Source organism: Bradyrhizobium sp., assembly GCF_030697065.1.
Lineage (GTDB): Bacteria > Pseudomonadota > Alphaproteobacteria > Rhizobiales > Xanthobacteraceae > Bradyrhizobium.
Map to the genome: position 1 here is coordinate 1 of NZ_JAUYQU010000008.1, position 26,561 is coordinate 26,561.

The window sequence follows — 26,561 nt, forward strand, 5'->3', positions numbered from 1 at the left end:
GTAGTCGCTCCACACCTCGCCGTGCGCGTTGACGTTGCCGTCGCGCGGCAGCGGCGGCGGGGCAGGCGTCTCGCTGACCGGCCGCACAAAACCGCCGCGCTCGGCCGAATAGATCTCGCCGCCCTCGTTGCGCGAACCATCGACGGGATCGAAGGTCGCCACGCCGTTCTTCTCGCTGTACTTCCAGCCCAGCGCCTCGTACCTGCGCTTCCACGCATCGAACGGGTCCTCCGGCACGCGCCCGCGCAGCAGATCGCGGATCGCCGCGATCGCCTCCTCGCGCCGCACGCCGGTAGCCCCCAGCATCAGTAACGAGCCCAATAAAGCAGCCCCACCCGCGATCCCTGCCGCAATCGCAATCTCGGCATCGGTGAGTTCATTCGCACCAGCGTTGACCGCGCCTCCATCTGTTGCGGCCGTATCGCTCGATGTGACCGGCGTTGACGGATCGCCTCCTGGAACACCCTGATCCCCGGATTGGGATTGGGGACCGATGGCCCCGCCGATGCGGCGCGCGACAACCGCATCGAAATGGCGGGCGACATCCAGATTGGGTGGTTCTCCATCGTAACCAACGACGTTGGCCACCGTCCGGTACCGTCCGACGCAGGATTCCAGCCAATACTGTGGCGGATCGTTGCGCGTGAAGTAGAAGGACCGTTCGGAAAGCCTGGTCTTTTGCCATCTCGTCTCCTGAGAAAAGGCAAGATTTTGCGCGCTCATGCATTGTTTTGCCCCGGCGTCCATGATTTCGATCGTGACGCGCAAGAAGGGCAGATCGCATTTGCCGTTTCTTTCCGGCCGGCACCAGACGCCGCCGGGCGTACTGGGATAGGGCTTGTAGACGTATCCGCTGGCGCGGCTTAGCTCGATCGTCTGCACCCAGATCGGGGTGACGGATTCGGTCCATTTCTTCGGTGGCTGATATACAGCACCTTGGTCCTTCGCCCACCACCAGCCTTGCGGCAGGTCCTTTGCCGGGTCGGGAAACATGCCGGCATGGATGTTGCCGGAGGCAGGCTGGGCATCCGCAACGGTCCAAACCCCAATCAACGTCAGAAGCAGGAAGGCGACCAAAAGCCGGGTGGTCGCTCCCCCGAGAATTGCTCCGAGATGACCCGGCCTCATCGCGCCCATTTCAGCCCCTCGAACTGGCTGGAGAGTTTGTTGCTGAAGTCGCTGAGGTCGCTGAAGCCGAGCCGCTCGAGCTTGCCCTCCAGCGTGTGCAGCACCGCGGCGTCGGGATGGGTGGGCAGATTGGAGGACTTCACGAGGTCCATCGCCTGGCGCAAATTGCCGGGCAGGGTGCCGGCCGGAATATTCTGCGCGCCATAGGCCTTGCGCACGGTGTCCAGCGTGTCGACGCCCTTCTGCGCCTGCGCGATCGCTTCGAACGGATCGCCGCGGCGCAGATTGCCGGTCACCTTCTCGTGGAACTGCTGCGCCAGCCCCTGCGGATCGGCGAGTCTTATCGGTTGTGACGGAGGCGGCACCTTGCCCTCCGCGATATCCTTGGCCTTGGCCGCGATATCCTTCAGTTCGGCGATCCGGGTGGTGCCGGTGCCGCCGGCCTCGCCACCGGGAAGGTTGGCGCGCTGGCCGCTGCGCAGGTCGCCGATCTGGTCGGAGTAGTCCCGGCCGGCCTCGCGGAAGGCACGGTCGGTCGGGGTATGGCCGTGCTGCTCGGCCCACCACGCCTTCTGCTGCGCCGGGCTCATGCCATCAGGGCATTTTGTCTTGTCGAAGAAGGTCAGTTCGGCGAAGGCGTCGTTGGAATGCTGCTCCCATTTTGTTTTGGGCACCTCGACCCATTTGCCGTCAGCGTTCTGGGTCAATACCCGGAAGTCGCGGTCGGTGTTGATGGGATTGGCCGTCTTGCCCGGGGTGCGGAAGTCGTGCACCACCAGCTTCTTGTCGGCCAGTTCCGGGCTCGATTGGCGCAGCCGCTCCAGCAGCATCTGGTCGTGCGGCTTGTAGACCTCGTTGCGCAGCGTGTGGTTGAAGGCTTCCTGGGTCGACAGCGACCCGCTTTGCTTCAGCGCCCGCACCTGGTGCGGGTTCTTCTGCACCTCCAGCACGTCGGTCAGCGAGGCGCGCAGCCGCCCGGAGCCGTCGTAATGAACGCCCTTGTCCAGCGTGGCTAGATTCTCCCGCATCTTCTCGACCAGGTCGGTCGCGACCCTGGAGCGCCGGCTCGCCTGCGCCAGCAAATCAGCTCCGCTGTCGGCGACGCCGGCGACCGCGTTCTTGCCGGCGCGCCAGGCCTCGCCGGCATAGCCGGCGCCGTAATGAATCGCCTTGCCGAACAGCACGTCGGTCACCGCCGACTTGACCCCCGCGGTCGCGATGTCGAGCACGCCGCCGCCGGCGCGCGCCGCGTCGCGCATTGCCAGCGAACTGCCGACCGCCGAACTCGCCCAGCCCTTGGTCAGGATCGCATCGAGCGCCGCCGCGCCGCTCTGCAGCAGGGTGTCCTGCGCGGCGTCCTTGTAGGTGTAGGTGGGCGTGTAGCCCGGGCGCATCTGATTGCCGATCACGTCGGCCAGCGGCAGCAGGCCCTCGAGACCCCTGCGGTAGTCGTTGTCGGCGGGCGTCGTCAGCAGGCGGTCGCTGAGTTCGTCGAACAGCCCGGAGCGGGGCTCGTCGAGCAACGCATCGACGCCCTCGCGACCGCGCTGCCCGCCGAGCGCGCCCAACAGCTCGTCGCGCGCCTTGAAGTAGGTGCGCATCTCCGCGCCCTGCCGGCGGGTCGCTGCGATCTTGCGCTGCAGTTCGGCGACATCCTCGTCCGGCCGCTGCATGTCGGCGAGGTCGGATTTTGCCTTGTCGGCGAGCCAGGCCTGACTGGCCTTGTCCTGCTCATAGGTGTTGCGACCGACGTAACCGTGCGAGTAGTCGCTCCACACCTCGCCGTGCGCGTTGACGTCGCCGTCGCGCGGCAGCGGCGGCGGGGCAGGCGGCGTCTCGCTGACCGGCCGCACAAAACCGCCGCGCTCGGCCGAATAGGTCTCGCCGCCCTCGTTGCGCGAACCATCGACGGGATCGAAGGTCGCCACGCCGTTCTTCTCGCTGTACTTCCAGCCCAGCGCCTCGTACTTGCGCTTCCACGCCTCGAACGGGTCCTCCGGCACGCGCCCGCGCAGCAGATCGCGGATCGCCGCGATCGCCTCCTCGCGCCGCACGCCGGTAGCCCCCAGCATCAGCAGCGAGCCCAATAAAGCAGCCCCACCCGCGATCCCTGCCGCAGTCGCAATCTCGGCGGGCGTGAGGTCAGAGACCGCGGATTCGGTCTCCGCCTCAGGCGGCGACTGTCCTGATTCGTTACCCACGTCGCTGGGCAGTGGTGTCTTCCGGTCGAAATCGGGTTTGGCTCGCGATGTTTCGAGGTTGGTCCAGCCGCGATCGGCGATATATCGGCCAAACGCGGCATGAAACTGTCGATAGGTCTGCAGAACTTCGTCTTCGCTGGGACGGGCAAATTTGCGATTGCCCCGCCTGGGGCTCGCCTCGTCGGCGTGGGCGGAGAGGCCCATCACGCAGGATCCGATCTTGAAGACAAAGGTACTCTGCAAGGAGCTTTCGGACTGGTAGCCCAGGTTCCAATAACCCTGAATGCCGTCGCCTATGCTGCGCGGAGCGAAAGTGACATTGACCCCATAACCTACTGGCGAGGTTGACTCGCCGGGTTTGGCGGAGAGGCTGTAGTTCGCACAGTGGGCGTGCGGCCCAATGAAATAGCGCCGGCAATGCGCCTCGTTGCAACCGGGATCGACGGTCTTGAAGATGAAGTGGCGTCCGTTCGGGTCGTAATAGAATCCATTGGGCAGGTAAGAGTCGGGAAGATAAAACGAAAAAATCCATTTCCCGGCGGGCCACGCATCCGACAGCTTCTCTCTGTCGGCAAGAGCCGGCCCAACCAGCGTCAGCGCCGCCAAGGTTATCAGGAGGCGAGGCGAGATATTCCTGCACCCCACTGCATTCACTCCGCGAAGCCGATCGTCCCGAGGACATGGGTGAAGACGTTGCTAGCGGCCGCATAGCGCGCTTGCGGCGCGCCGAAGGTGACGAAGTAGAAGACCTGGCCGGCGTCGATGATGGCGACATCCTCGCGCAGCAGATCAGGCCAATCCGAACCGGAAAACTGCATCGAGAACACGATGGCCGGCCGCAACGCAATCTGCGTCGTGCGCTCGCTGAGCAGGCGATAGTTGTCGGCACCCTCGGAGAGCCGGGTCTTGATGATCTTGGCCTCGTTCGCCAGCGTCGCCTTGGCGCCGCGGCGCTCGGCACGGAACAAGACGTGGAGGACGTCTTCGCCGGCCGATTCGAGCCCCTGGAACTCGATCACGTTCGGTTCGGGCATGTCGGATTTCGTCCAGTTCGCCGGCACCTCCGCCGATACGCCGGCCTTGCCGCTATAGCCGGGAATACGCATCCCAAGCGCGATGGAATCGATGCGCTGCCACGCTGGCTCGCTTGCCTCTGGTCGGTTCGCTTCGGGCTGCTTCGCCTCCGGCGGCTTTGTTGCGGACTTCCCGGCTGGAGGTGGAACCGGCGAATCGGCCGCATTGGCGGCCTTTTCGGGAATCGCGGGATCGACGCGGAAACTTTTGACCATTCGCGCGATCACCGGCTCGAACGCCGTGGCGGCCGTTCTCGGATAGGCGATTTCGAGCCGATGGACCGTTGCCCCGCCCTCGCTCAGAACCACCCGGCGCACGATGGTCTCGGCCTCTTTGCGGGCCACGACCTGGTACCAGTTCGCGCCATCCTGTTTCACGGCCTCGGCATCGCCGATATCGAGTACGTCCTCGGCCTGCAATTCCTCAACGGAGAAATTCAAGGCATTGGCGTGGCTATAGATATGAAAGCGTGCACCGGCCTTTTCAGCCGTGAAGTGCCGCCCGGCATTGTCGGGCGGCGGCGGCTGGATCGCGAACAGATCGGCCGGATAGTCGATCATCACGCCATACCGCGTGTTGGTGTAGCCTTCCCACCGGCTCGCCTGGATCGCAGTCGCGGCGGCGCCTGCTGGCGGAGCCGCCGGGCTGTCGGGCCGGATCGCGGGCGGCGCGGCCCTGGGTGGCGCGGCGGCGGTCGAAGACTTCGGTGGCGATGGCGGTGACTGGGGTCCGATCATGATCAGAGCCGCTGCGAGAGCCGCGCCGGCGACCACGAGAGCCGCGACAGCGATGGCGCGCGACTTGCCGAAGCCCGAAGCCGGCGGCGTGGCTGGCGTTACCGCAGCAGCCTGTTTCGTCCCTGCAGAGGCTGCCGGCGGGTTCGAATCAACGGCTGCGCCGCACTTGGTGCAGAATTTTTGGTCGGCAGGCAGCGGCGCGCCGCATCGCGTGCAGAAGGCACTCATCGTTTCGCTCCGGTGACAGAAATGGCGGCGCGGGCGCGAACGTATCGGGCCAGCAGCCCAAGGCTGTTGCCGACGGCGAGGCCCATCCCGAGAAACGAAACCAGCGCCACGGCATAGGGTGTTTGCCCGCCCGCCAGCGTCGCAGCCTGAGTCATCAGCAGGGACAGCGCCCACACCGCCAGAAACCAGATGTTGCCGCGCGCCCGTATCGCTTCGCCGTCGATGAACAGCAGATTGGTCAGCGACCAGCCGATCCCGACCATCGCACCGGCAGCGATGGCGAGCAAAATCGCCGTGGCCGATAGTGGAGCGCCGGCCAGCGCGAAAAAGATCCAGGTGCAGAGCACGCTTACGATCGCACCGATCGCCAGCGACCAGGGCGACAGTTTTCGCGCCTTGCGGAAGGTCAGCAGCATGGTGACGATCGACAGCGCGAACAGCGCCATACCGATCAACCCGACGACACGGAACAGCAACGCGCCGGAGGGATCGATGACCAGAAGTATCGACGCAGCGGCCAGTACCGCGACGGCCATCAGCAGCCAGCGCAACCAATGCGAGGAAATCGACAATGACACATCCCCCTGCGATCCTTGACGACGGGATCGAGACTAGATCGCGGCCAATTCGCCGCCTTGCCCCAGGTCAAGGTATTGGGTCCGCGCAGGCCTGCGAGGGCATGACGCTAGACGAGAGAGAGCGTCCGGCCTTGATCCTGATCAACGGGCCGGGGCCCCCAGGGTTGTTGCCTGGGGCGTGGGTTGATCGAGGTAATGTCAGTTGCCGGAAGTTCTTGCCAGGCGCGAACTGCTTGACGATCTGAAGAAGAAGGCCGGAGGCCTGGGCCTTGCCGTCCGCGAGGACGATCAGCAGCAGGGATACAGCGCAGAGGTCGATTCGATCGGGGCGAAGTGGTGGTTCGGCGGTCGCAAGGTCACCTATCGGATGTCGTGTCGCCTGACGGAATCCGATCGAACGGTTCATTTTCGCGAGACCGCCGTCGAGCGCAGCTGGGGCATTCCACCGCCAACGCTGACGGTCGAGACCACGACCATCAGCGGCTGGACGCGAAACGAGAATCGCACCGATGTCTCGGTCGGCGGCGGCGGCGGTTCGCTGAACTACGGACAAGTGCGCAGTGTGCTGGAGCAGGCGACGGCTGCGGCCGGCTGGAACTTCCATCTTGAAGGCGGCCGTATGCCCTAGAGATAGGGGCACTGGTGGGCTTGGGCGCGAGAAGTCGTGTAGGATCGTCGCCTTTTGCAACAAAGCATCTGCCCTTCTGTCGATTTTGAATCGAAGGTTTGGCGGCGAGTACGGCTTAAGGGCAGGAGGGGCGGAGGCAGCCGGAGGTGATGGATCCGTGTCGCTCTACTGCAGATCATCGCGGTAGCGTCGCTTCAATGTCTGTTCCCGCGCCACGGTTTCGTCCAGCAGGCAAACAAGACGAAACTGCGCGGCGCCGAACCCCAACCCGGCATGGTTGGCGGCGAACGACTTGCAGTCGTCGTCGCGCAGCTGGAGCCATTTCATCTGGGTCGCCTCGAACAGCTTCCTGTTCTCGTCGCGCTTTGGCTCCTCCAGCATGTCATTGGCCCGCATCGCCGCAGCGATCTTGCCCACCAGTGTGGTGAGGCCGGTTTCGGACTTGTCGAGAGCGTTTTGCAGGCAGTCGACCCAGACATTGGTTTGCCTGATTTTCTGGGGGTCACAGAGCTTGCGCGAGGGGCTGGACGGTTCCGCTGCCGCGACCGATGAAGGAGAGTTGATCAGGAGAGCGAGAAGTAGCGCGGCAAAGGCGTGCATGAGTTTTCCTCGTTCATTTGGCGACGTCACCGATGAGGCGGAGATGCTGTCACATGCTCTGATGCGGCCGTGTTTCATTCAAGCTGCTTCCAGTTTTCTGCTATGAAACCACGACCGTCGATCTCCACGATCTGTCCGATGATGCGCGCGTCCCGGCCGACGCATTTCCAGTCGTAGACGGTGGCGTGACCGGTCGCGCTCATCGGCACGCCGATAGAGTCGGGGTTCTGTTTACAGAATCGGTCCGCTCCAGGCGATTGGCGGCTGGCGTCGGCCTTCCCGCAGGACAGGTTCGCTCCGTAATTGCAGAGCCAGACCGCGCCGTTCATGCAGCGAACCGAGGTGGTCGCCTTGACATGGGAGGCGACCATGTCAGCCGGAACATCGAACATCCGCCGCGCATTCGCCAGCAGGGCATCGGGAACCGGCTGGACACGGTCATCGTTGCCGACCTTTGCGCATAGGCCTGTATATCCTGCGCAAAGGCGGGTGCGCAGAGCATCACTGATCCGGCGACGCAGAACAGGAGCAACACCGTGACGACCAACCGGGTTTCCGCTGTCTTTCTCATTTCGACCTCTCCCGATACATGAATGTCGGTTGCGCGAAGAAAGCGTTGATCTGGAGCAACTCTTGCGAGGCGTTCCCTGGAGCCGGGCGTGCTTCACGCACGGCGAAAGACGCCTGCTCACCGCCTCCAACCAAGCCTGGCCAACGGCCGCCGACCGCGCCGGTTCTGCCCGGCGAAACTTTCTGCCCGGGTCCAGCCACGAACTGCAACGGGGGCCCCGGACGCGCGCAATAAAAAACTCGAGGGTAGCAGGGTGGGAGCGATGCATTTCTCACAAAGGAAAGACGAACGTATTTTTACGTTTTCTGAGAACGTTTGACGGCAGGTTGATATTGAAAAGAGTTCGGGGGTCGATATCGGTTTGCCGACGAAGAGCGTGAAAGAGCAAGCAGAGAGACTTCGCGACGAGATGGACCGGCAGCGGCTGCTATACACCGGATTGATTGGTCATGGGATGCCTCGACAAGTGGTCCACACCTTTGCTCATCGGGAAACCCAAAAAATGCACTCCATGTCGAACCCCGGCGGTATCGCCTGTTGACACGGTTGATGTTGCCGAGTTCTGGCTCGGCCGGTTATGGCACGCGGTCGTTTCGATGCCGAGCCTCAGTTTTTCTTCTTCTGCCTCGACCCCGAGACATCACGCATCACGAATAGCAGCTTACCGTGGCTTTGAACCGTAGCTTTGGCCCCAACGATCAGGACCCTCGACAAAATCAATGGGATTCAGAGGATTGATGTTCCGCGACTGGGCACGGAGTCCTGGTCGGCCCTGTTCTACTCATCCAGCAGGTTTGATACGAAAAGGTCATCGAGGGACAGTTGTCTGTCCGTTAATCCCTGCTCAAAGGCGTAACGCGTAAGGCTGTCCAAGGCGGATCGGTTCTTTAGGATACCGTATGGCCATTTCGGTGAAGCCGACGGTGGCGCATCAGAACAGATTTCGACGATTGCTGCATTCCTGGCTAGGGCAAAGGCTTCGCAGACCTGCCGCGCCAGCGGCGCATGCTCTTCGACCAAGGATCGGCGAATCCCGACCAGATGCATGATTGGAAATATGCCGGTGGATTGAAAGTATTCGCGTTCGCTGCGGCCGGGATCGGCAAAGAGCCGTTTGATCCTCGGCCTGTCCTGGCTGAGTTCCCGAGGCGGCGTGTAGTGAATCAACGCGTCGATTTCGCCCGCCATCAGCATATCGCTCAACAGAACGCCGCTTGGCGCTGCCTGGATATCGACGGGTCGCAACAGCCGGGGAATGGGCAGCGTATCTCTTTCGATCTTGTCGACATCGCCGACGAGCCAGTGCATCTCGCCTGCTGCGATGCCGTACCGATCGGCTAACAGACCGCGGACAACCAGGGCCGCCGTATTGAGGTAGGTACGCACGCCAATCTTGCGGCCCCTCAGGTCTACGGGGGCGCGTATCTCGCCATCGGTGCGCACGTAAATCGCGGAGTGACGGAAGGCGCGTGAGGGAAAGACGGGGATGCCGATATAGGGACATGTGCCCTGGCCGACGCGTTGCATGAACAGGCTGACGGATAGTTCGCTGATGTCGAATTCCGCCGCCTCGAACGCCCGCCGAAACATTTCTTCCGGAGGAAATGTCGCCAGCGTCAGGCGATGGTCACCGATGCCGATCGAGCCATCGAGTAATCGGCGCGTTATGTCGTAATCACCGCAGGCGACACTCAGATTCATTGCAACTCCATCCACGGCGGCATTCGCTGGCCGAGCCAACTGCCGCTTGTTGCCGATCGATCCGTCGACGTGGGGTAGTAGTGCTGTCGCGCGGGTGAATTCTCGTTACACCGCAACGGCATAAACCGCTATAGTCGGGCCGCCGGCTTGCGGGGTTTTCCGGATCCCGGCACGCGGATCGAGGAGAACAGCATGGCTCGCGCGGAATCGACACACGCCACAGGCGGGCGCAAGGAGGTCAGCGAGACCTTGCGGGTGCCTTCCGCCATGGCGCAGTTCCTGCTCAGGATCGTGCCGGCATCGAGGCGCCGCAAGGTTGCCAAGGGGGATGCCATCTACCGCCAGGGCGAGTTGAGCGACCAGATTTTCGTCATTGTGTCGGGACGGATCGGCATCACCATGCTTCGCCCTGACGGTCAGGAATTGCTGATCGATATCGTCGGCGCCGGCGCCTTGTGCGGTGAGGGCGCGGCCTTCGATCACCTGCCGCGCTTCTCCAACGCCGGCGCGTTGGAACCGAGCGAAATGCTGGCGATCCCGGCCGGTGAATTCTGCGAGTTGATGTCCTCCCACGCCGATTTGGCGGCCATGGTCGTGCAGACCATCGCACTGAAGCAGCGCATGCTCGCCAGCCGCCTTCTGCAGGTCACGCAAGCCTCGCCGGAAGTGCGCATTACCGAATTACTGTCCCAGATCACAATGCCGGAATCACCGAAGATTGTCCTCACCCATCAGCAGATCGCTAATCTGATCGGCGCGTCGCGCATCACCGTAACTCGGACGATGCAGAAGCTGCGGCGCGATGGGACGGTGCGCTGCAAGCGAGGTCAATACGAATTGGTGCTATCGCCGCGGTCGCCAGTCAGCGGCGGGACAGCGGTGTCATCGATCGACGGTTAACCGGCTAAACCGCCGCGCTTGTGTACCGCGATACGACATTGCCTTGAAAAATGCCCGATGCTTGATCAGGCAGCAATCGAGGCCGCAAGGGATGATAGAGAGTCGGACATTTCGTCAGATGATGGGGCGCTTCACCACCGGCGTAGCCGTCGTGCTGGCGGAGGGCGACGACGGTCCGGTGGGGTCGACCGTCAACTCCCTGACTTCGCTCAGCCTCGATCCGCCGTTGCTGCTGTTCTGTGCGAAGAACGTGAGCCGGACCGCGGGGATTGTGATGAATCGGGGCTTGTTTTCGGTCAACATCCTGACGGCTGCGCAACTGGGTATATCCGGCTATTTCGCCGGCAATACGGCGCTGTGGGACGTCGGGGCTTGCCAACGCCACGGCAAGTGGCTCGTGATCCCGGAGACCAATTGTGCGCTATTCTGCGAACTCACTTGCGTCTATCCCGGCGGCGACCACACCATCATCGTCGGCGAAGTGAAGGATATCGCGGCGCCGGCAACGGCGCGATTGCCGCTGCTCTATCACGAGGGCGCCTACAGTGTAATGCGCCGGCTTGATCCGATCCCTGTTGGCTGAAACGATACATCTCACGTCTGTTTTTTCAGGACTGTGTTCCGTTTGAGCAGAATGTGGCCGTCCAGAATATCGATACGGCCTTGCTCGCGCAGGCGCTGCAGGGTGCGGGTGACCGTCACCCTGGAGGTTCCCGTCATCGTCGCGATCTGCTCGTGGGTGACATGCGTCACCAGGAGCCGTCCCCTGGCATGGTCAATGGCGAACATTTCTTCCAGCCGCGTCAGCAGCTCCATGATACGCTCTCGCGGCTCGCGTGAGGCAAGATGCTTGAGGCGAATGGCGAGGACCCGCTGCTTCAGGCTGGTGATGCGCAGCAGCGACAGGGCAAATTCCGGATGCTCGCGGAACACTTCGGTCATCTTAGAGGTGTCGAACTCGATGGTTTCGGTGTCCTCGATGGCCGCCGCGCTCGAAAATCTAGGCAATCCGTCAAATGCCGAACCCTCGCCGCAAATGGTGTCCGGACCCATCAGTTCAAGCACCACTTCCGAGCCGTCGATACGAAAGATGGAAATCTGGACGAGACCCTTGAGCACGAAATAGAAATGCGGGGATACCTCGCCTTGCTCATAAAGAACGGTGTCCTTCTTGAACCTGCGACGGCGGCCGTGGGCGGCATGCCTGGTGAGCAAGTCGACCAGCTGACGATCGAGCCGCCATGTTCCGAGCTTCTTCTTGAGCATCAGCTTCCAGACTATCGCCGGTCAAATTTCAGTTGATCCGATAAAGATGTGCAATCCCGTATAGCGCGATACAATCGTGCGAGCCCGGCTGGTCTAGGCTCCGGCAGCAAGTTTTTCGGATGGTACCGATGTCGTCAATAGCGATTGCCCGGCTGGACGCAGATGACGAGATCGCTCCGCTGCTGGCGCGGGCGACGCAAACGCAGGATTGGCTGCGCGGTCGGGCCGCCGCGGTCGAGCAGCAGCGCTGCCTGACTTCGGAGGTTGTGGAACGGCTGGTCGATGACGGCCTGTTTCGCATCACCCAGCCGAGCCAATATGGCGGCCTCGGCCTCGAGCCCCGCGTGGCGTGGCAGGCGGTGTTCGAGATCGCCCGCGGCTGTTCGTCCACGGCCTGGATCCTGGGCTTGTCGAGCGCCAATGTGATCATGATCGGCAAATTCTCCGCCGAGGCGCAACGGGATGTCTTTCTCTCGGGAAAGCCGACTATCGTGTCGCTGCTGACCGGCGGCGTCGGCCAGGATATCCAGGTCGAGCATGTCGATGGCGGCATGCTGCTCAGCGGCCGCTGGCGGTATGCGTCCGGCATCGATGTCGCGACCTGGGCCGGCCTGCTGGTGCCTGTACCGGTCGATGGCAAGCCGGTCATGCACGTGGTGCTGGTCCCGGCGGACGCCTTCGCCGTCGATCACGAGAGCTGGAACGTGCTTGGCATGCGTGGCACCGGAAGCAAGGACATCGCGCTGACGCGCACCTTCGTGCCGGCCCACCGCTGGATGAACTGGCAAATATTGCAGGACGGCGGACGGCATCCGACATGTCCGCATCACGGCCCGATTACCGATGCACCGCTTAACGCGATCAATGCCATGTCCACGCTGGCGCCGACTCTCGGCGTCGCCTCGGCGGTGTCGGAAGAGTTTCGCAACATTGTCCGCGCCAAGGTGAGCCTGGCGGCGCAGAAGGCCCTGGTTGATGATCGGGTGGCGCAGATCGAGGCGGCTACCAGCGAAGCCACGCTCACCATCCTGCGCAGGTCCTTGCTGGATGATGCCGACGACATCGTGCGCGAGGTGGAGCGTTGCGGAGGCATCAGTCTGGCCGAGCGTGCCGCCATGCGCACGCGTATCGCGGTGGCATCGCGGCTGGCGCTGCGCACGGCGCAGCGGATGTTTGCCGCATTGGGCGGCTCGGTGCTGCCTACCGGCACGCGGATCGAGCGGTTGTTTCGCGATGTGCATGCCATGAGCAGCCATATGCTTCTACAGCCTGATGCCATCGGCGAAATCTATGGCAGGTTATTGCTCGACTTGCCGTTGCCGCCAGCGGCGCGCGTCTGAACAGGAGAGAATTTATGAAAAAGCAGGCGATCGAATCCACCAACCCGATCTTCGCGACCAAGGACGGTTCGACGATCTTCAAGAAGTTCGGCTATTCGTCCACCGTCCGCGCCGGCGACTTCATCTATGTAGCCGGGCAGATTGGGCTCAACCCCGACGGCTCGATGCCGGAGGATGACGAGGGACAGATCGTCAATGCCTTCGACCGCCTGAAGATCGTGCTGGAGGAGGCCGGCGCCTCGCTCGACGATATCGTCGAACTGGTCAGCTATCACGTCGGCTTGCAGGGCCATCTCGCCCGTTTCCTGGAGATCAAGAACGGCTACATCAGGGAGCCGTTCCCGACCTGGACCATTCTCGAAATCGCTGGGCTGGCGCGACCCGGCCTGATGATTGAAATCAAGGCAGTGGCCTACGCACCGCGCTAGCGCAGGCCTTTGGCGGCAAAGATTGTTGGTCCTTGGTAGCGCGCGATACAGACGGGCCTTGGGCGCCCGATAGTCTGCGGTGCTGCAGCGCCGGTCCGGTGTCGGGTCACGTGCCGATTTGGGCGCCATCGCCATGAGAATGAGGTAGCCGTGAGCACTGGTCGCATCAAGGATATCGCCAATATCCTGAAATTGGGACATATCGAGTTCCGAACCACCGACCTTGAGCGGGCGCGGGCCTTCTACGTCGATTTGATCGGGCTCCACGAAACGGCGCGCGACGAGAGTCGGATCTATCTGCGCTGCACCGAGGATCGCCAGCACCACACCTTCGTGCTGCGCCAGGCCGATGCCGCCGGTGTCGGGCCCATCGGTTTCCGCGTCGCCGGCGAAGAAGATCTCGATCGCATGAAAGCGCGGTTCGAGGCACTTGGGCTCCCGGTGCGTTGGGCGGGCAATGACGTATTGGGCCAAGGGCGCACGCTGCGCATGCAGGATCCGCTCGGCTTCACCATAGATTATTATGCCGAGGTCGCCACTGTGCCGTGGCTGGTGCAGCAATACCATCTGCACAAGGGCCCGTCGCCGACCCGCATCGATCATGTCAACGTGCTCACGCCAGACGCGCAAGCCGGCTACGACTGGTACACGCAGGAACTGGGTTTCGGTTGCGCCGAATATACCGAGTCGGAGCCGCCGGACCCCCGCATCTGGGCGAGTTGGCTGTTCCGAAAGGCGACCGTTCACGATATCGCTGTCATGACCGGCGCCGGACCCGCGGCGCACCACGTTGGCTTTTCGTTGCCCGATCAGCTCTCGATCATCAAGGCCTGCGACATGCTCGCAGGCGCCGGTTACGCCGACAATCTCGAACGCGGGCCGGCGCGCCACGGCATCTCCAATGCTCTGTTCGTGTATTTTCGGGATCCCGACGGCAACCGCTTCGAACTTTACACCGGCGATTACCTGACCGGCGATCCGTCGGCGGAGCCGATCCGCTGGAGCTTGAACAATCCGGTGCGGCAGACCTTGTGGGGGGCCCCGCCGCCGCGCCGCTGGTTCGAGGAATCGATGGCGGTAGAGACCTTTGACGGCTCCGCGATGCAGGAGACCAAGCCGCCGCTTCTGCAGGCGGTGCCAAATTATGTTCTGGACTAGCTGATGATCAATCGTTCCTCGAAAACTGCCTGGGGTGAAACATGAAAATCCTATCCGCCGCCATCATCGCCATGTTGGCGACATCAACAGCGGCGCTTGCCGCCGACAAACCGGAATTGCGCATTGGGTCTGTGGTAGCGATGACCGGGCCTGCGTCCGCACTCGGCCTGCCCGAGAAGAATGCGATCGAACTGCGGCAGGAACAGCTGGCATCCGACACCAGCTTGCCATTCACGATCAAGTTCATCACCTATGATGACGGCTCGGATCCGACCAAGGCGGTCAACAATGTCCGCAAGCTGATTACCGAAGATCGCGCTCATGTGGTGATCTGCTGCACGACAACGCCGACTTCCATGGCCATCCTGGAAACGGTGACGCAGGCAAAGGTGCCGAATATCTCGCTGGCGCTGGGCCAGAGCGTGATCGAACCGGTGAAGGACCGGATGTGGGTGTTCAAGACCCCGAGCACCGATCAGCTACAGGTCACTGGCCTCGTGGCCGACATGGTCAAGCGCGGTATCAAGAAAGTGGCCTTCCTCGGGCTGGAGGATTCATTCGGCGAGGGCGGCTGGATTGCGTTGCAGAGCGTCGCCAAGGCCAAGGGCGTCGAGATCATTGCGTCCGAGCGCTTCTCGCGAACGGATACCAATTTCACGCCGCAGGCGTTGAAAGTTCGTCAGGCCGAGCCGGGCGCGGTCTACATCCACGCCATTCCGCCATCCTCGGCTCTGGTGCATCAGGCGCTGAAGCGCGTCGGCTACAACGGGCCGATCTATCACTCCGGCGGTTCCGCGAATAACGCCTTCATCTCGATCGGCAAGAAGGACGTCGAAGGAGCTCTGTTGGGCACCACGCCGGTACTCGTCTATACCGATCTGCCAGACAGCAATCCGCTCAAGCCCGTCATCAAGTCGTTTGCCGCGCTCTACGAGAAGCGCTTCAACGTGCCGAAGGTGGACATCTTCCCCGGACAGTCATGGGACGCAGTCAACATAGCGCTCAAGGCGGCCGGCGAGGCCATGAAGGCAGGGACGAAGTTCGATGATCTCGACGCATCGCGCGCCGCGATCCGCGACAAGATCGAAGGCAGCATCAAGGAGTTCGTCGGCGTGGGCGGTATCTTCACCTACAGCCCCACGGATCATCTCGGTCTCGATGAACGAAGCACGTTCATTGCGGTCGTGAAGGATGGCGAGTTCCGGCTTTACGATTCCAAGTAAGGCATGATCGACACCGCGCTCTTCCTTCTCGTCGATGGGCTGACCAACGGCCTCGTCTATGCGCTGCTTGCGCTCAGTCTTGTGTTGGTGTTCACCGTCACGCGGGTGGTGAACATCGCGCAAGGCGAGTATGTCATGCTCGGCGCGCTGACGCTCGCCGACCTGCTGCAGGGACGGATGCCCGGGACGCTGTATCTGTTGATCGGCGGCTTGACACTATGCGTTGTCCTTGATGGCAGCCGGTGGCGGCGGGACTGGCGTCAGGCTCTGCTTGTCGTTCTGGGCGCGGTGGCTGCCGCGGCGTTCGCGGTGGCGATCACGCGGGGGGCGCTTTGGCTGAAGCTGCCTGTTATCGGCATGATGGCGGTTGCGCTGATGTTGGTGGCCCCGCTAGGGGTGCTGATCTACCGCTTCACCGTGCACCCGATCCCGAATGCGAGCACGATCGTATTCGTCATCATCTCGGTCGGCGTCTCCATGAGCGTACAGGGACTGGGGCTGCTGATCTGGGGAGCAAGTCCCTATGCGGTCGATCCGATCATGCCTGGCGGCGTAATGATGGGACCAGTGTTCATTCCATATCAGAGTTTCGCGATTCTGATCACGGCGCTGCTGTCGATGGGCGGGCTTTATCTGTTCTCCGAGTTCACGCTTGTCGGCAAGGCGCTGCAAGCCTCGGCCATGAATCGCCGTGGAGCGCAATTCTGCGGCATACCGGTCACGGCTGCGGGTGCGCTGGCATTTCTGTTGGCGGCCGCATTCAGCGCCATCAGCGGCATGCTGCTCGCGCCGCTCATCACGGCCAATTATGAAATGGGCTTCATGGTGGGGCTGAAAGGCTTCGTCGGCGGTGCGATGGGAGGCCTCATCGACTATCCGCTGTCGTTGGCGGGCGTTATGATCGTGGGCGCGCTCGAATCGACCTCCGCCTATGTCGCGAGCGCATATCGGGACGCGATCGTATTTAGTCTTCTCATACCAATTCTGTTGTGGCGAAGCTCGCGGCAGCGCGTGGAGGGGCATTAGCTATGCCCATACGAGGTATGCTGGCCATTGCGGTCAGCGCCGTGTTTCTGACGGCGCCATGGGTCTTGCCGTCGTTCTATGTCGGAATCTTCGCCTACGCCGGAATTTATGCGCTGGTCGCCATCGGCCTCGTGCTGTTGCTGCAGGCGGGCCAGATTTCCCTCGGGCAGGGCGCATTCATGGGACTGGGCGCCTACGGCTCGGCGCTGGTGGCAAGGGCCTATGGGGTCGATACCCTGGTCACGCTGGTACTGAGTGTGAGCGCGACGGCGCTGGTCGCCGCCCTAATCGGGTTCGTCACGCTGCGATTGCGCGGACATTATCTGCCGCTTGCCACGCTCGCTTACGGCATCGCGCTGGTCAGCGTATTCACGGCCTGGCACGATGTGACGGGCGGCGCCTCCGGTCTCGACAAGATCCCGCCGCTGTCGCTGTTCGGCTTCGCGCTCACCGACGACCGGCTCTACAGCCAGTTGATCTGGGCAATCGTATTGTTGGCGGTGCTCGGGATGTCGCGGCTGCGTGCGTCCAGAACCGGTCGGGCGATCGCCACGCTAGAATCATACGACGGCATGGCGCGGAGCTTTGGCGTCGACACAACCGTGCTGCGGATCAAGGTCTTCGTCTTTTCTGCCGTGCTCGCGGCACTCGCGGGTGGCCTCTACGTGCATATGCTCCGTTTCGTTAGCCCGTCGCCGTTCTCGCTGATGACGTCCTTCAAGGTCTTGATCATGGCCGTGGTTGGGGGACCGCTGAGCGCCGCCGGCGGCGTCATCGGCGCGTTGACACTGGAGAGTGCACAGTGGGCATTGCAGGATATCCTGGCGCGCTGGGGGGCGACGGGCAATCTGGAAGTCATCGTGTTCGGCATCATCCTGGTGGTGATGCTGCTGAAATGGCCGCTTGGACTGTGGCCGGCCGTCGAACGGTTCTTGCCCAAGCCGGCGGGCCGCAGCAGCGATGGCGAAGGTCTTGCGCGGACGGTGATGAAGGAAGACCGGCAGGCGGTGTTACTGCGGCTGCAGGGAATTGGCATTCGCTTTGGCGGTTTGCAGGCGCTCGACGCAGTCGACATGGAGCTGCGGCGGGGCGAGTTCGTCGGATTGATCGGACCTAACGGCGCCGGTAAGACGACCTTGTTCAGCATCATTTCCGGCCTGCTGCATCCGACCAACGGCAGCGTGTTGTTGTCGAATGAAAAGTTGCCCGCGAGCCATTCCATCGTGCGGCGCGGTATGGCGCGAACCTTCCAGCACGTCCAACTGGTGCCAGAACTCACCGTCATCGAAAACGTCGCGCTGGGCGCCTATTGGCGAACGCAAGCGGGTTTCCTGCGCGGGCTGTTTGCGCTTGATAATGCCGAGAACCAGCGGGTGCTGGCCACCGCACGGCTGGCCCTTGAACGTGTCGGATTGAGCGCCGAGGCCGAGTTGGCAACGGCGAGCCTTCCGCTGGGCAAGCAGCGTATTGTCGAGATCGCGCGGGCGTTGGCTGCCGATCCACAGATCCTTCTCCTCGATGAACCTGCAGCGGGCCTCCGCTTCTCCGAAAAATTGACGCTTGTAAGAGTTCTGCGCCAGCTTCAGGCGGAGCACGTCACGATCCTTCTGGTCGAGCATGACATGGAACTGGTGATGGGGTGTGTCGAGCGGCTGGTGGTGCTCGATCGCGGCCGGATCATCGCGGAAGGTGCTCCTTCGGAAGTGCAGGCCAACCCGGCTGTGATCGCGGCATATCTCGGTGGTTCACGTGACAAAGCTGCTTGAGGTCGTAAACTTGACCGTGAGCTACGGCGCCGGCACCGCTATCGACGGCGTGAGCTTCGATGTCGCGCGCGGCGAGTTCGTAACGTTTATCGGTCCCAACGGAGCAGGCAAGACGACGCTGCTCAACAGCCTGATGGGCGTGCTGCAGCAGAATTCGGGCTCGGTGACGTTCAACGGCGAAGAACTCAAGGCGCTGCGGCCGGAAGCCAGGGTCGCGCGCGGAATCGTCATCGTGCCGGAACGGCGCGAGCTGTTTCCAGGCCTCAGCGTCGAGGATCATCTGCGGCTCGGCGCCTTCCTGTTGCGCGGGAGGGGGCGCGCCGCCATGACGGCGGCACTGGAGCGAATTTACGAGCTGTTGCCGAAGCTGGGCGAGCGAAGGCGCCAGCTCGCCGGCACGCTCTCCGGCGGCGAGCAGCAAATGGTGGCGGTCGGCCGCGCGCTGATGGCCGAGCCGCAGCTGCTGATGCTGGACGAGCCGTCGACCGGTCTGGCGCCGCGGGTGACCGAGGAGATTTTCGAGGCGATCGACCGGTTGAAGGCCGACGGCATGACGGGCATTCTCGTGGAGCAGAACGCACACTTGGCGCTTTCGGTCGCCGACCGTGGCTTCGTGCTCGAAGTCGGCAGCGTCGTGGCCTTCGGGCCGGCCCAGGAGCTTCGCAACGATCCGCGCGTGCTCGCAGCTTATATCGGCGGTGGCGATCGTTATCGCGACACCGGCGCCTCCGGCATCTAGAATCCCGCAACCGAGAGAAGGAAAACTCATGTCACGTACCGTCATCGTTCCGCCCACGGGCCTACGTCCCGGCATTCCCTATTCGCCGGCCATCCGCTGGGACAAGCTGTTGTTCATCTCGGGACAAACCGGCTCGGACCCGGTGACGCGGGCCTTTCCTGAAGACATCAAGGCGCAGACGCGGATTGCGCTCGACAATCTCAAGGTGTTGGCGGAGGCCGGCGGCGCGTCGTTCAAGACCGCCCTGAAGATGACCATTCACATGACCGATATGCTGAACGAATTCGCCGCGATGAACGAAGTGTTCCGCGAGTATTTTCCAAAGGATCCGCCGTCGCGCACGACGGTCGGCGTCGCTCATCTGGCGCGAACCGGATTGAAAATAGAGATCGACATGATCGCCGCGGTTAAAGATGGCGTCTAGGGCCGCTACCACGCTGTTGCGGAACGGCCGGCTGGCCGTTGCCGCTGGCCGCGGCCGGGAGCACGACAGCCTCCTGGTCGAAGACGGTCGCATTCGCTGGATCGGCCAACGTAGCGACGCGCCTTCCGCCGATCGCGTTATCGACCTGCAGGATAGCCGCTTGGTGGCGGGCCTGACGGACGCCCACCTCCATCTGTTCATGCGCGCCCAAGAACTCACGAACCTCGAACTCGGTCCGGAGGCAGCGACCGTCGCTGCATTGCTCGAGCGGGTGCGCCGTGCGAGTGCTGCCGCGGGGCGCAACGAATGGGTGATGTCGGCCGACTACAGCGAGCAATTCCTTGCCGAACAGCGGCACCCGACGCGCGAGGAATTGGATGCAGTGAGCGGCGGCCGGCCCATCCTTTTACGCCGTACCGGGGGCCATCTCTCCGTAGCCAATTCCGCGGCCCTGTCGCTTGCCGGTTTTGACGTCGGTACGGCCGATCCGGTGGGTGGCACCATCGAGCGCGAGAACGGGCGGCTCACCGGGGTTCTTACCGAGAATGCGGCCGATACCGTCGCTGCATTGATGCCGCCGCCGGCCCCGGCACGCATGATCGCCGCCATCCGGCAGGTTGCGCAGGAGTGTCTGCGCTACGGGATGGTTGCTGCAGTCGAGGCGGCCGTCGGCTTCAACACTGGATTCGAGACTGAATGGAATATCTGGAACGAACTGCGCGATGGCGGCGGCCTGCCGTTGCGCATGGGGTTCATGCTGCGGATCGACCCGGCTTCCGCCAGACAGCGAGGCCTCGTGCCCTCGGATACCGACGATCGCTGGCAGGTGAACACTCTGAAATTTTTTGTCGATGGTATCATCGGTGCGCGTACCGCGGCGTTCTCGGAACCCTATGCCGACCGTGACACCTGCGGCCTGTTCATGGAAGATACCGCCGGCCTACGCGCCAAGGTGACCGAAGCGCATGCGGCGGGGTGGCAATTGGCGGCGCATGTGATCGGCGATCGCGGCATTGCCAATTGGCTCGATTGTCTAGAGGCCGCACAGCTTGCAGCACCTCGCGCCGGCGCGCGCCATCGGCTGGAGCATTTTGCGGTTCCGGCGGCGAACGCGACGGCCCGGGTGCGCGCGTTGGGCGCAATCGTGGTTCCGCAATATGGCTTTCTGCACCGGCTCGGGGCTTCGTTTGCCGAGGCCGTGGGACCATCGCGGGCTCAGCGCCTCTATCCCGGCTCCAGTCTGCGCAAAGCTGGGATCGTGATAGCCGGAAGTTCAGATCACCCCATCGGACCACTGTCGCCGTATCTCGGCATCGCTACGGCGATCAGCCGCGCGACCTCGGCGGGATTTGTTCTCAACGAAGCCGAGGCGCTTTCACCGCAGGCGGCGCTTGAGACCTATACCGAGGGCGGCGCGTTCGCGATGGGCCATGAAAACAGGCGCGGGCGCATTGCCGTCGGGGCATTGGCCGATTTCGCCGTTCTCGATTGCGACATTCTGGAAAGCGCGCCGCCTGCGATTGCCGATACGAAGGCGCGGTTGACTTTCATTGCAGGCGAGATCGCCTGGTCCGATGGAACGCTGTCCTGAGCAAAGAGAGATCGACCTTGGTTCCGAAAGACAAAAAATGGAGCGCGGCATGAACAAGCTTCTGGCCGACGATGAACTGACGGGCAATCTGCTGAAGGCGGCGCAATATCTGAAGCGCTTCAGAAGTTCGCCGGTTGCGCACCGCATCGCCGGGGAAGCGGTGCCGAGCAGCGAAACCTTCGACAATCTCGATCCGAACGATAACTCGGTGCTCTGCAAGGTAGCGTCCGGCGGCGTTGCTGAGATCGACCGCGCTGCCCGCGCGGCAGAAGAGGCCTTTCAGGTTTGGAAAGCCGTGCCGGGCGAGAAGCGTCGTGGGCTGTTGCACAAGATAGCCGACACGATCGAGGCCCGCGCCGAGGAAATCGCGCTGGTGGAAAGCGTCGATAGCGGCCAGGCGATCCGCTATATGTCGAAAGCAGCACTTCGCGGCGCAGAAAACTTCCGGTTCTATGCGGACAAGGCGCCGGGCGCCTCCGATGGCCTATCGATGCCAACCGAGACGCACCTCAACTACACCGTTCGGCACCCGATCGGACCGGTTGGCGTCATCACGCCATGGAACACGCCTTTCATGTTGTCGACCTGGAAGATCGCGCCGGCGCTTGCTGCCGGTTGCACCATCGTTCACAAGCCGGCGGAATGGAGTCCACTGTCGGCGGTCATCCTGTCCGAAATCATGAGCGAAGTGTTCGAAGGGGCAGGCCTCCCGAAAGGCATTGTCAATCTGGTTCACGGCTTCGGCGAGAGTGCGGGCAAGGCGCTGACCGAGCATCCGTCCATCAAGGCCATCGCCTTTGTCGGCGAGTCCGTTACCGGCAGCCACATCATGGCGCAGGGGGCTCCGACGCTGAAGCGCGTTCACTTCGAGTTGGGCGGCAAAAATCCGGTGATCGTGTTCGATGATGCGGATCTCGACCGCGCCCGCGATGCGGTGCTGTTCATGATCTACAGCCTGAATGGACAGCGCTGCACGTCGTCGAGCCGGGCCTTGGTGCAGCGCTCGATCTACGACAAGTTCGCCGAAGAACTCAAGGCGCGGGTCGAGAAGATCAGGGTCGGGCACCCGCTTGACCCGGCAACCGAGATCGGGCCGCTGATCCACGCACGGCATGTCGAGAAGGTGCTGAGCTATGCGGAGCACGCCAGAAACGACGGCGCTGAGATCGCCACCGGCGGTACCCGCGCGCTGGACGGCAAGGGCAATTTTGTCTGTCCAACCCTGTTCACCGGCGCCGCCAATTCCATGCGGATCGCGCAGGAGGAAATCTTCGGGCCCGTGCTGACCGTCATTCCCTTCGAGGACGAAGCGGACGCCTTGCGCATCGCCAACGACGTGCGTTACGGGCTGGCCGCCTATATCTGGACCAGAGACGTCGGCCGCGCCCATCGGATCGCGCAGGGCGTTGAAGCCGGCATGGTGTGGGTCAATTCGGAGAATGTACGCCATCTCCCGACACCGTTCGGCGGCGTCAAGGCCAGCGGCATCGGCCGCGACGGTGGCGACTACGCTTTCGAAATCTACATGGAGCAGAAGAATATCGCCATTGGCCTCGACAAGCACCGCGCGCCGAAGATCGGCGTCTAGCATTTTCAATCAACCGGGGTGTCCGCCATGAGTAACCGACTACCTGCATTCGATCCGAATCTCTTGGCTGCCGTCGGGGCAGGAGCCAAGATTTATGAATTGTCGCATGCGATGGCGCCGTCTATGCCGGTATATCACCAGCACATTCCGTATTCCCTGGCGCTGCACCGGCGTCATGGAGATCCGCATCCTGCAAAGCGGATGGATGGCTCCAGTTTCGCCAATGAGGTGATCGTGACTTCGGGGCACTCCGGAACCCACATCGACGCGCTCGGCCATTTTTCCCGCGACGGCTGTCTGCATGGCGGCATCAAGGTTTCGGAGGTTGAAACCCGCGATGGCTACCGCCAGCATAATGCAGCGGACATTCCACCGATCCTGCAAGGCGCTGTCGTGATCGATGTCGCCGCCGCGAAGGGCGTGGATTGCCTGCAGCCGTCCGAAGAGATTTCGATCGCTGATCTGGAGAAGGCGCTGGTTTACGCCAAGGCCAAAATTCAACCCGGCGATGCCGTGCTGATCCGTACCGGCTGGGCGCGGTACTGGTCCGACCCGGAAATGTTCATTGGTCGGAAAGGTGGCATGCCGGGACCGGGCGAGAAGGCGGCGCGATGGCTGGTCGAACGTGGCGCCACGCTCGTCGGATCTGACACCCCAGGCTACGAATGCCTGCCTACCCCGGGTGTCTCCGTGCATGCGATCATGCTGGTCGACGAGGGCATCCACATCATGGAGAATCTCAATCTGGACGAGGTCGGTTCATTACGCCGTCCGCGCGTTCTGTTCGTTGCACTGCCGCTTCGGCTTTCAGGCAGCACCGGTTCGCCGATCCGCCCAATCGCCATCGCCTGAGCAGGCAAGGTCGTGCCTTTAGGCGCAATGCGCTGTTGCCGAAGCAACACAGCCGAATCCCAGATTGTCGGCGGGCACGCAGGCGGGCTGTTGAGGAATACCTATAGGTTTATCATCGGATGGCGGCTTGGCTCATGGCGGACGTTTTGATTGTCCAATGTTGCTTTCCGGCTCGACCCAGAGGCAACTGCGCATCACGAACCGCTTACCGTGGTTGCAAGTCGTAGCTTTTTTTGGACGGTGGGAACATTCAATGAAATCAACCTCGCAGGGAGGAGTGATGATCCGCCCCTTGCGATTTGCGCGCAGCGTTTCACTGTTTCACTATCTGACTCGAAACAGCAATCCATTTTGAAACAGGCAAGGAAACGGGACGGAAGTACACCGCATTTGCCCACGGTCGCAAGCTACGGTTTCAGCGCTGATTGGGGAGAATACCGGCGAATGAAGATGTACAGCTCTCCGGCGTAACGCGCTGATTTTGCTGTGCGTTCCGAACGATGGCGAACAAGGGAGAACAGTATACTGGCGGAAGGGGTGGGATTCGAACCCACGGTACCCTTGCAGGCACGCCGGTTTTCAAGACCGGTGCCTTAAACCGCTCGGCCACCCTTCCAAATCCATGATTTTAGTCGCTTAGCGCAGGGCGGTGCCGAACGCAACGCGAACTTGGGCGCGACATGGACCCGACCGGTCTGGCGAGAATCAATTGCCGTGGACCCGCGACGGGCAGGGCGATGGTTCGCGCGGTGGAGGTGAAATGAACGAACTCGTTGAATGGGCCGCTGATGCGGGCATTTTGCCTCTCAAGCATTGTCAGCGAGATGAGTCCGCAAAGCTGAGGACCTTGGCACGGCCGATTTGCCGGCATAGATGACCTTTAACTTATCTGCGATTCAGGATGTGTCTCATGCGGTGGTTCCTGGGAACCCTTTTGGCTTTGATCATTGCGGTTGGAATCTACCTTGGATCAGCTGTGGTCTCCCTGGCCCGTTTGGCCGAAGCGGCGAAGGCGGCAGACGCTGCGGAAGTTCTTGCCAGGACGGACGTTGTCCGCCTGCGCCGGTCGCTGGTGGATCAGATCGTGTCCGCCTATTTGAAGCAATTGGGCCGTGACCGCCCGGTAAAGCCACTGGAGCGGCTGGCCGCCAATACCTACGGGGCTTCTGTCGCCGATGCGATGATCGCCAGAATGTTGACCGCGGAAAATCTGACCGACCTCTTGAACAAGGGCGCCATCAACTCGGACGGCAACGCGATTGCGAGGATGCGAAGCCTCAGCGAGCTCGACACTTCGAACGTCCTCGAAACGTTGAGGGGCATGTCGCTCATCAAGCCGGTCGAGCTGATGTTCTCGCTGGGAGAGGGCGAGAACGCCGGCGGCGTCAGCCTTCATTTCGAAGGGGACGGCTGGAAGCTTTCCGGGATACAGCTGCCGAGCGCTGCCGTTCAGGTGCTGGCCCAAAACCTCATCAACAAAAGGGCCGGCTGAAGATCACCTTCCAGCAATCCCGGCCGAAGCGCTGGCGTTGGGTATAGAGCCGGGATCCGGCCGCTGGTCCTAAGCGAACGCGAAAGCCAGCAAGCTCGAGCACAGCAGCACGAAGCCGGCTGCAGTCAAAGCGAGGAAACCGTCGGACACCAAGTCATGATTACGCATGTTGCACCTGCTACTCTCGAAGCTGGTCCGAATTGATTAAAACTTTCGGAATCCGCTTTCTGAAAAGAGGCGGTCATCGCCGAGGTCACGCCCTCGAACGAAAACCCTCAAATGCGTGGGCAAGGAAAATGCCGGCGCTCAACAGACCCAAAACCGCTGTAACCGTCTCAATCATCGCAAAAATCCTTCGCGCCCCTGGGCACGACACAACGCCACGAGACCGCGCACAGTCAAAAGGATTCCGGGGCGGGATCGAAGATCCGCCCCGAGTGATGCTTTGGGACAACAGTTTTCGCCCGGGCGAGGGAGGAACGAGCGAGAGGGCGCAGCGTTGCCATGCGGGGGTCCAGGAGGGTGCTACGCCCTGGGATTTTCATCGAATGTCGCCTTGCCCCTGCCAAAATTAAACGCAGAATTAACCTCGACAAGGCATTGCGGTTGGGAGGCTTGGCGGTAGGGGCTTTTGGGGGCGTACCGTGACGTACCGAACGGACGACGACATCGACGATACCGAGGACGAAGATGCCGGACGGGGGCCGCTCTTCCATATCGTCGTCGCCGTGATGCTGGCTTGCTTCGGCTCGGGAACCGCTTTGGCTTCGCGGGCCTTCGGCATTGCCGTTCCGGGATTTCCTTCTTCTTCGACTTCCGTCGCCAGTACGGCTGCGCCTGTTGCCGAGAAGCCAATCGGGCTGCGCGACCTGCAGGCCCTGCAGCAACAGATCGCAGGGTCGGTGCAATCGACCGAACGGTTGCTGACGGCGCAACAGGCACAGCAGGCCGAAATCAAGCGGTTGTCCGATCAGGTCGCGGCGCTGTCCGGGAAGCTCGAACTCCTGCAGCGTCCGATTGCCTCGGCGCAGGCAGCCATTCCGGTTCCCAGGCCGAAAGCGGCGGCGGCCAGGCCAAAGAAGCCGCCTCCGGTTCAGACGACCGGCGCGATCTCGACCGGCGGCGCGCCGCTGGCACCGCCGACGTCGCTGACCCGCTAGCATTCTTCCCGTGCGACCGTCGGGGATGTCGCGCCACGCCGCGGCAACCATTGATTCACCACACCGCCGCTCTCCCCATTTCCGCCTTGATCCGGATGCGCTATCTTCACGACTTGATGTGGAGGTGGGCTACATCAGGACGTGACCGGCAAAGGTCGCCAG

24 protein-coding genes and 1 tRNA gene are annotated in these 26,561 nt (G+C 62.4%); 16 read left to right on the plus strand and 9 right to left on the minus strand.

What is annotated here, in order from left to right; genetic code table 11:
• From Q8R73_RS00490 to Q8R73_RS00505, 4 genes are all read right to left on the minus strand, one after another.
• Window positions 1–1,137 (minus strand): hypothetical protein (locus tag Q8R73_RS00490; RefSeq protein WP_305717590.1); only part of this gene is annotated, 1,137 nt, incomplete at its 3' end.
• Window positions 1,125–3,572, minus strand: coding sequence for a hypothetical protein (locus Q8R73_RS00495; RefSeq protein ID WP_305717591.1), 2,448 nt, complete (start codon window positions 3,570–3,572; stop codon window positions 1,125–1,127). The genes Q8R73_RS00495 and Q8R73_RS00490, both read right to left, overlap by 13 nt.
• A 407-nt stretch (window positions 3,573–3,979) precedes the next feature.
• Window positions 3,980–5,368 (minus strand): zinc ribbon domain-containing protein, encoded by a 1,389-nt coding sequence (locus tag Q8R73_RS00500; RefSeq protein ID WP_305717592.1) that lies wholly within the window; start codon window positions 5,366–5,368, stop codon window positions 3,980–3,982.
• Entirely contained in the window at window positions 5,365–5,940 is a 576-nt protein-coding gene (locus Q8R73_RS00505) for a hypothetical protein (RefSeq protein ID WP_305717593.1), read from the minus strand. Before Q8R73_RS00505 ends, Q8R73_RS00500 begins: the two co-directional genes overlap by 4 nt.
• Window positions 5,941–6,148: 208 nt before the next feature.
• Between Q8R73_RS00505 and Q8R73_RS00510 the strand changes: the two genes are divergently transcribed.
• Window positions 6,149–6,574, plus strand: coding sequence for a hypothetical protein (locus Q8R73_RS00510; RefSeq protein ID WP_305717594.1), 426 nt, complete (start codon window positions 6,149–6,151; stop codon window positions 6,572–6,574).
• Between the two features lie 165 nt (window positions 6,575–6,739).
• On the opposite strand, the gene Q8R73_RS00515 is transcribed toward Q8R73_RS00510, so the two are convergent.
• The 3 genes from Q8R73_RS00515 to Q8R73_RS00525 all read right to left on the minus strand — a co-directional run bounded on the left by Q8R73_RS00515 (window position 6,740) and on the right by Q8R73_RS00525 (window position 9,446).
• On the minus strand, window positions 6,740–7,252 hold the full coding sequence (locus Q8R73_RS00515) for a lysozyme inhibitor LprI family protein (protein WP_305717595.1): 513 nt from the start codon (window positions 7,250–7,252) through the stop codon (window positions 6,740–6,742).
• On the minus strand, window positions 7,249–7,566 hold the full coding sequence (locus Q8R73_RS00520; RefSeq protein WP_305717596.1) for a hypothetical protein: 318 nt from the start codon (window positions 7,564–7,566) through the stop codon (window positions 7,249–7,251). The genes Q8R73_RS00515 and Q8R73_RS00520 overlap by 4 nt, the downstream gene beginning before the upstream one ends.
• A gap of 956 nt (window positions 7,567–8,522) precedes the next feature.
• Window positions 8,523–9,446: an ABC transporter substrate-binding protein gene (locus tag Q8R73_RS00525; protein WP_305717597.1), complete on the minus strand. Its 924-nt coding sequence runs from the start codon at window positions 9,444–9,446 to the stop codon at window positions 8,523–8,525.
• A 192-nt stretch (window positions 9,447–9,638) separates the two neighbouring features.
• Here Q8R73_RS00525 and Q8R73_RS00530 point away from each other — a divergent pair, with 192 nt between their 5' ends.
• Both Q8R73_RS00530 and Q8R73_RS00535 read left to right on the plus strand, forming a co-directional pair.
• Entirely contained in the window at window positions 9,639–10,346 is a 708-nt protein-coding gene (locus Q8R73_RS00530) for a Crp/Fnr family transcriptional regulator (protein WP_305717598.1), read from the plus strand.
• Window positions 10,347–10,464: 118 nt separating this feature from the next.
• Window positions 10,465–10,929 (plus strand): flavin reductase family protein, encoded by a 465-nt coding sequence (locus tag Q8R73_RS00535; RefSeq protein WP_305717599.1) that lies wholly within the window; start codon window positions 10,465–10,467, stop codon window positions 10,927–10,929.
• A gap of 11 nt (window positions 10,930–10,940) precedes the next feature.
• Here the strand turns inward: Q8R73_RS00535 and Q8R73_RS00540 are convergent, their stop codons facing one another.
• A complete protein-coding gene (locus tag Q8R73_RS00540) occupies window positions 10,941–11,612 on the minus strand; it encodes a Crp/Fnr family transcriptional regulator (protein ID WP_305717600.1) in 672 nt (223 codons plus the stop codon).
• A gap of 128 nt (window positions 11,613–11,740) precedes the next feature.
• Here Q8R73_RS00540 and Q8R73_RS00545 point away from each other — a divergent pair, with 128 nt between their 5' ends.
• The 11 genes from Q8R73_RS00545 (at window position 11,741) to Q8R73_RS00595 (ending at window position 23,747) form a co-directional block, all read left to right on the plus strand.
• Window positions 11,741–12,952: an acyl-CoA dehydrogenase family protein gene (locus Q8R73_RS00545; protein WP_305717601.1), complete on the plus strand. Its 1,212-nt coding sequence runs from the start codon at window positions 11,741–11,743 to the stop codon at window positions 12,950–12,952.
• A 14-nt stretch (window positions 12,953–12,966) separates the two neighbouring features.
• Window positions 12,967–13,380, plus strand: a complete 414-nt coding sequence (locus tag Q8R73_RS00550) for a RidA family protein (protein WP_305717602.1) — start codon at window positions 12,967–12,969, stop codon at window positions 13,378–13,380.
• A 150-nt stretch (window positions 13,381–13,530) separates the two neighbouring features.
• Window positions 13,531–14,538, plus strand: coding sequence for a 3,4-dihydroxyphenylacetate 2,3-dioxygenase (gene hpaD / locus Q8R73_RS00555; protein WP_305717603.1), 1,008 nt, complete (start codon window positions 13,531–13,533; stop codon window positions 14,536–14,538).
• A 41-nt stretch (window positions 14,539–14,579) separates the two neighbouring features.
• The gene (locus tag Q8R73_RS00560) at window positions 14,580–15,761 is read left to right on the plus strand and encodes an ABC transporter substrate-binding protein (RefSeq protein ID WP_305717604.1); all 1,182 of its coding nucleotides are present in this window, start codon (window positions 14,580–14,582) and stop codon (window positions 15,759–15,761) included.
• 3 nt (window positions 15,762–15,764) lie between these two features.
• A complete protein-coding gene (locus tag Q8R73_RS00565; RefSeq protein ID WP_305717605.1) occupies window positions 15,765–16,787 on the plus strand; it encodes a branched-chain amino acid ABC transporter permease in 1,023 nt (340 codons plus the stop codon).
• Window positions 16,788–16,804: 17 nt separating this feature from the next.
• Window positions 16,805–18,553 carry an ATP-binding cassette domain-containing protein gene (locus Q8R73_RS00570; protein ID WP_305717606.1) on the plus strand — a complete coding sequence of 583 codons (1,749 nt, stop codon included), beginning with the start codon at window positions 16,805–16,807 and terminating at the stop codon, window positions 18,551–18,553.
• Complete coding sequence (locus Q8R73_RS00575) at window positions 18,537–19,292, plus strand: ABC transporter ATP-binding protein (RefSeq protein WP_305717607.1); 756 nt, start codon at window positions 18,537–18,539, stop codon at window positions 19,290–19,292. The genes Q8R73_RS00570 and Q8R73_RS00575 overlap by 17 nt, the downstream gene beginning before the upstream one ends.
• A gap of 28 nt (window positions 19,293–19,320) precedes the next feature.
• The gene (locus Q8R73_RS00580) at window positions 19,321–19,716 is read left to right on the plus strand and encodes a RidA family protein (RefSeq protein WP_305717608.1); all 396 of its coding nucleotides are present in this window, start codon (window positions 19,321–19,323) and stop codon (window positions 19,714–19,716) included.
• Window positions 19,706–21,307 carry an amidohydrolase gene (locus Q8R73_RS00585; protein WP_305717609.1) on the plus strand — a complete coding sequence of 534 codons (1,602 nt, stop codon included), beginning with the start codon at window positions 19,706–19,708 and terminating at the stop codon, window positions 21,305–21,307. The genes Q8R73_RS00580 and Q8R73_RS00585 overlap by 11 nt, the downstream gene beginning before the upstream one ends.
• 49 nt (window positions 21,308–21,356) lie before the next feature.
• Window positions 21,357–22,895, plus strand: coding sequence for a 5-carboxymethyl-2-hydroxymuconate semialdehyde dehydrogenase (hpaE, locus tag Q8R73_RS00590; protein WP_305717610.1), 1,539 nt, complete (start codon window positions 21,357–21,359; stop codon window positions 22,893–22,895).
• Window positions 22,896–22,922: 27 nt separating this feature from the next.
• The gene (locus Q8R73_RS00595; RefSeq protein ID WP_305717611.1) at window positions 22,923–23,747 is read left to right on the plus strand and encodes a cyclase family protein; all 825 of its coding nucleotides are present in this window, start codon (window positions 22,923–22,925) and stop codon (window positions 23,745–23,747) included.
• Window positions 23,748–24,273: 526 nt separating this feature from the next.
• Here Q8R73_RS00595 and Q8R73_RS00600 read toward each other — a convergent pair.
• Window positions 24,274–24,363 (minus strand) — tRNA-Ser (locus Q8R73_RS00600).
• Window positions 24,364–24,657: 294 nt separating this feature from the next.
• On the opposite strand from Q8R73_RS00600, the gene Q8R73_RS00605 reads away from it, so the two are divergent.
• Window positions 24,658–25,239: a DUF2939 domain-containing protein gene (locus Q8R73_RS00605; protein WP_305717612.1), complete on the plus strand. Its 582-nt coding sequence runs from the start codon at window positions 24,658–24,660 to the stop codon at window positions 25,237–25,239.
• Window positions 25,240–25,883: 644 nt separating this feature from the next.
• Entirely contained in the window at window positions 25,884–26,399 is a 516-nt protein-coding gene (locus Q8R73_RS00610) for a hypothetical protein (protein ID WP_305717613.1), read from the plus strand.
• The last annotated feature ends 162 nt before the right edge of the window (window positions 26,400–26,561 follow it).

Excerpts from the sequence above, each read along its gene's own strand:
- Q8R73_RS00565 (WP_305717605.1), top strand. The coding sequence starts at position 15,765 with ATGATCGACACCGCGCTCTTCCTTCTCGTCGATGGGCTGACCAACGGC.
- Q8R73_RS00500 (WP_305717592.1), bottom strand. The coding sequence starts at position 5,368 with ATGAGTGCCTTCTGCACGCGATGCGGCGCGCCGCTGCCTGCCGACCAA.
- Q8R73_RS00585 (WP_305717609.1), top strand. The coding sequence starts at position 19,706 with ATGGCGTCTAGGGCCGCTACCACGCTGTTGCGGAACGGCCGGCTGGCC.
- Q8R73_RS00550 (WP_305717602.1), top strand. The coding sequence starts at position 12,967 with ATGAAAAAGCAGGCGATCGAATCCACCAACCCGATCTTCGCGACCAAG.
- Q8R73_RS00520 (WP_305717596.1), bottom strand. The coding sequence starts at position 7,566 with ATGTTCGATGTTCCGGCTGACATGGTCGCCTCCCATGTCAAGGCGACC.
- Q8R73_RS00535 (WP_305717599.1), top strand. The coding sequence starts at position 10,465 with ATGATGGGGCGCTTCACCACCGGCGTAGCCGTCGTGCTGGCGGAGGGC.
- Q8R73_RS00545 (WP_305717601.1), top strand. The coding sequence starts at position 11,741 with ATGTCGTCAATAGCGATTGCCCGGCTGGACGCAGATGACGAGATCGCT.
- Q8R73_RS00560 (WP_305717604.1), top strand. The coding sequence starts at position 14,580 with ATGAAAATCCTATCCGCCGCCATCATCGCCATGTTGGCGACATCAACA.
- Q8R73_RS00515 (WP_305717595.1), bottom strand. The coding sequence starts at position 7,252 with ATGAAACACGGCCGCATCAGAGCATGTGACAGCATCTCCGCCTCATCG.
- hpaE (WP_305717610.1), top strand. The coding sequence starts at position 21,357 with ATGAACAAGCTTCTGGCCGACGATGAACTGACGGGCAATCTGCTGAAG.
- Q8R73_RS00580 (WP_305717608.1), top strand. The coding sequence starts at position 19,321 with ATGTCACGTACCGTCATCGTTCCGCCCACGGGCCTACGTCCCGGCATT.
- Q8R73_RS00540 (WP_305717600.1), bottom strand. The coding sequence starts at position 11,612 with ATGCTCAAGAAGAAGCTCGGAACATGGCGGCTCGATCGTCAGCTGGTC.
- Q8R73_RS00525 (WP_305717597.1), bottom strand. The coding sequence starts at position 9,446 with ATGAATCTGAGTGTCGCCTGCGGTGATTACGACATAACGCGCCGATTA.
- Q8R73_RS00605 (WP_305717612.1), top strand. The coding sequence starts at position 24,658 with ATGCGGTGGTTCCTGGGAACCCTTTTGGCTTTGATCATTGCGGTTGGA.
- Q8R73_RS00530 (WP_305717598.1), top strand. The coding sequence starts at position 9,639 with ATGGCTCGCGCGGAATCGACACACGCCACAGGCGGGCGCAAGGAGGTC.
- Q8R73_RS00570 (WP_305717606.1), top strand. The coding sequence starts at position 16,805 with ATGCTGGCCATTGCGGTCAGCGCCGTGTTTCTGACGGCGCCATGGGTC.
- Q8R73_RS00595 (WP_305717611.1), top strand. The coding sequence starts at position 22,923 with ATGAGTAACCGACTACCTGCATTCGATCCGAATCTCTTGGCTGCCGTC.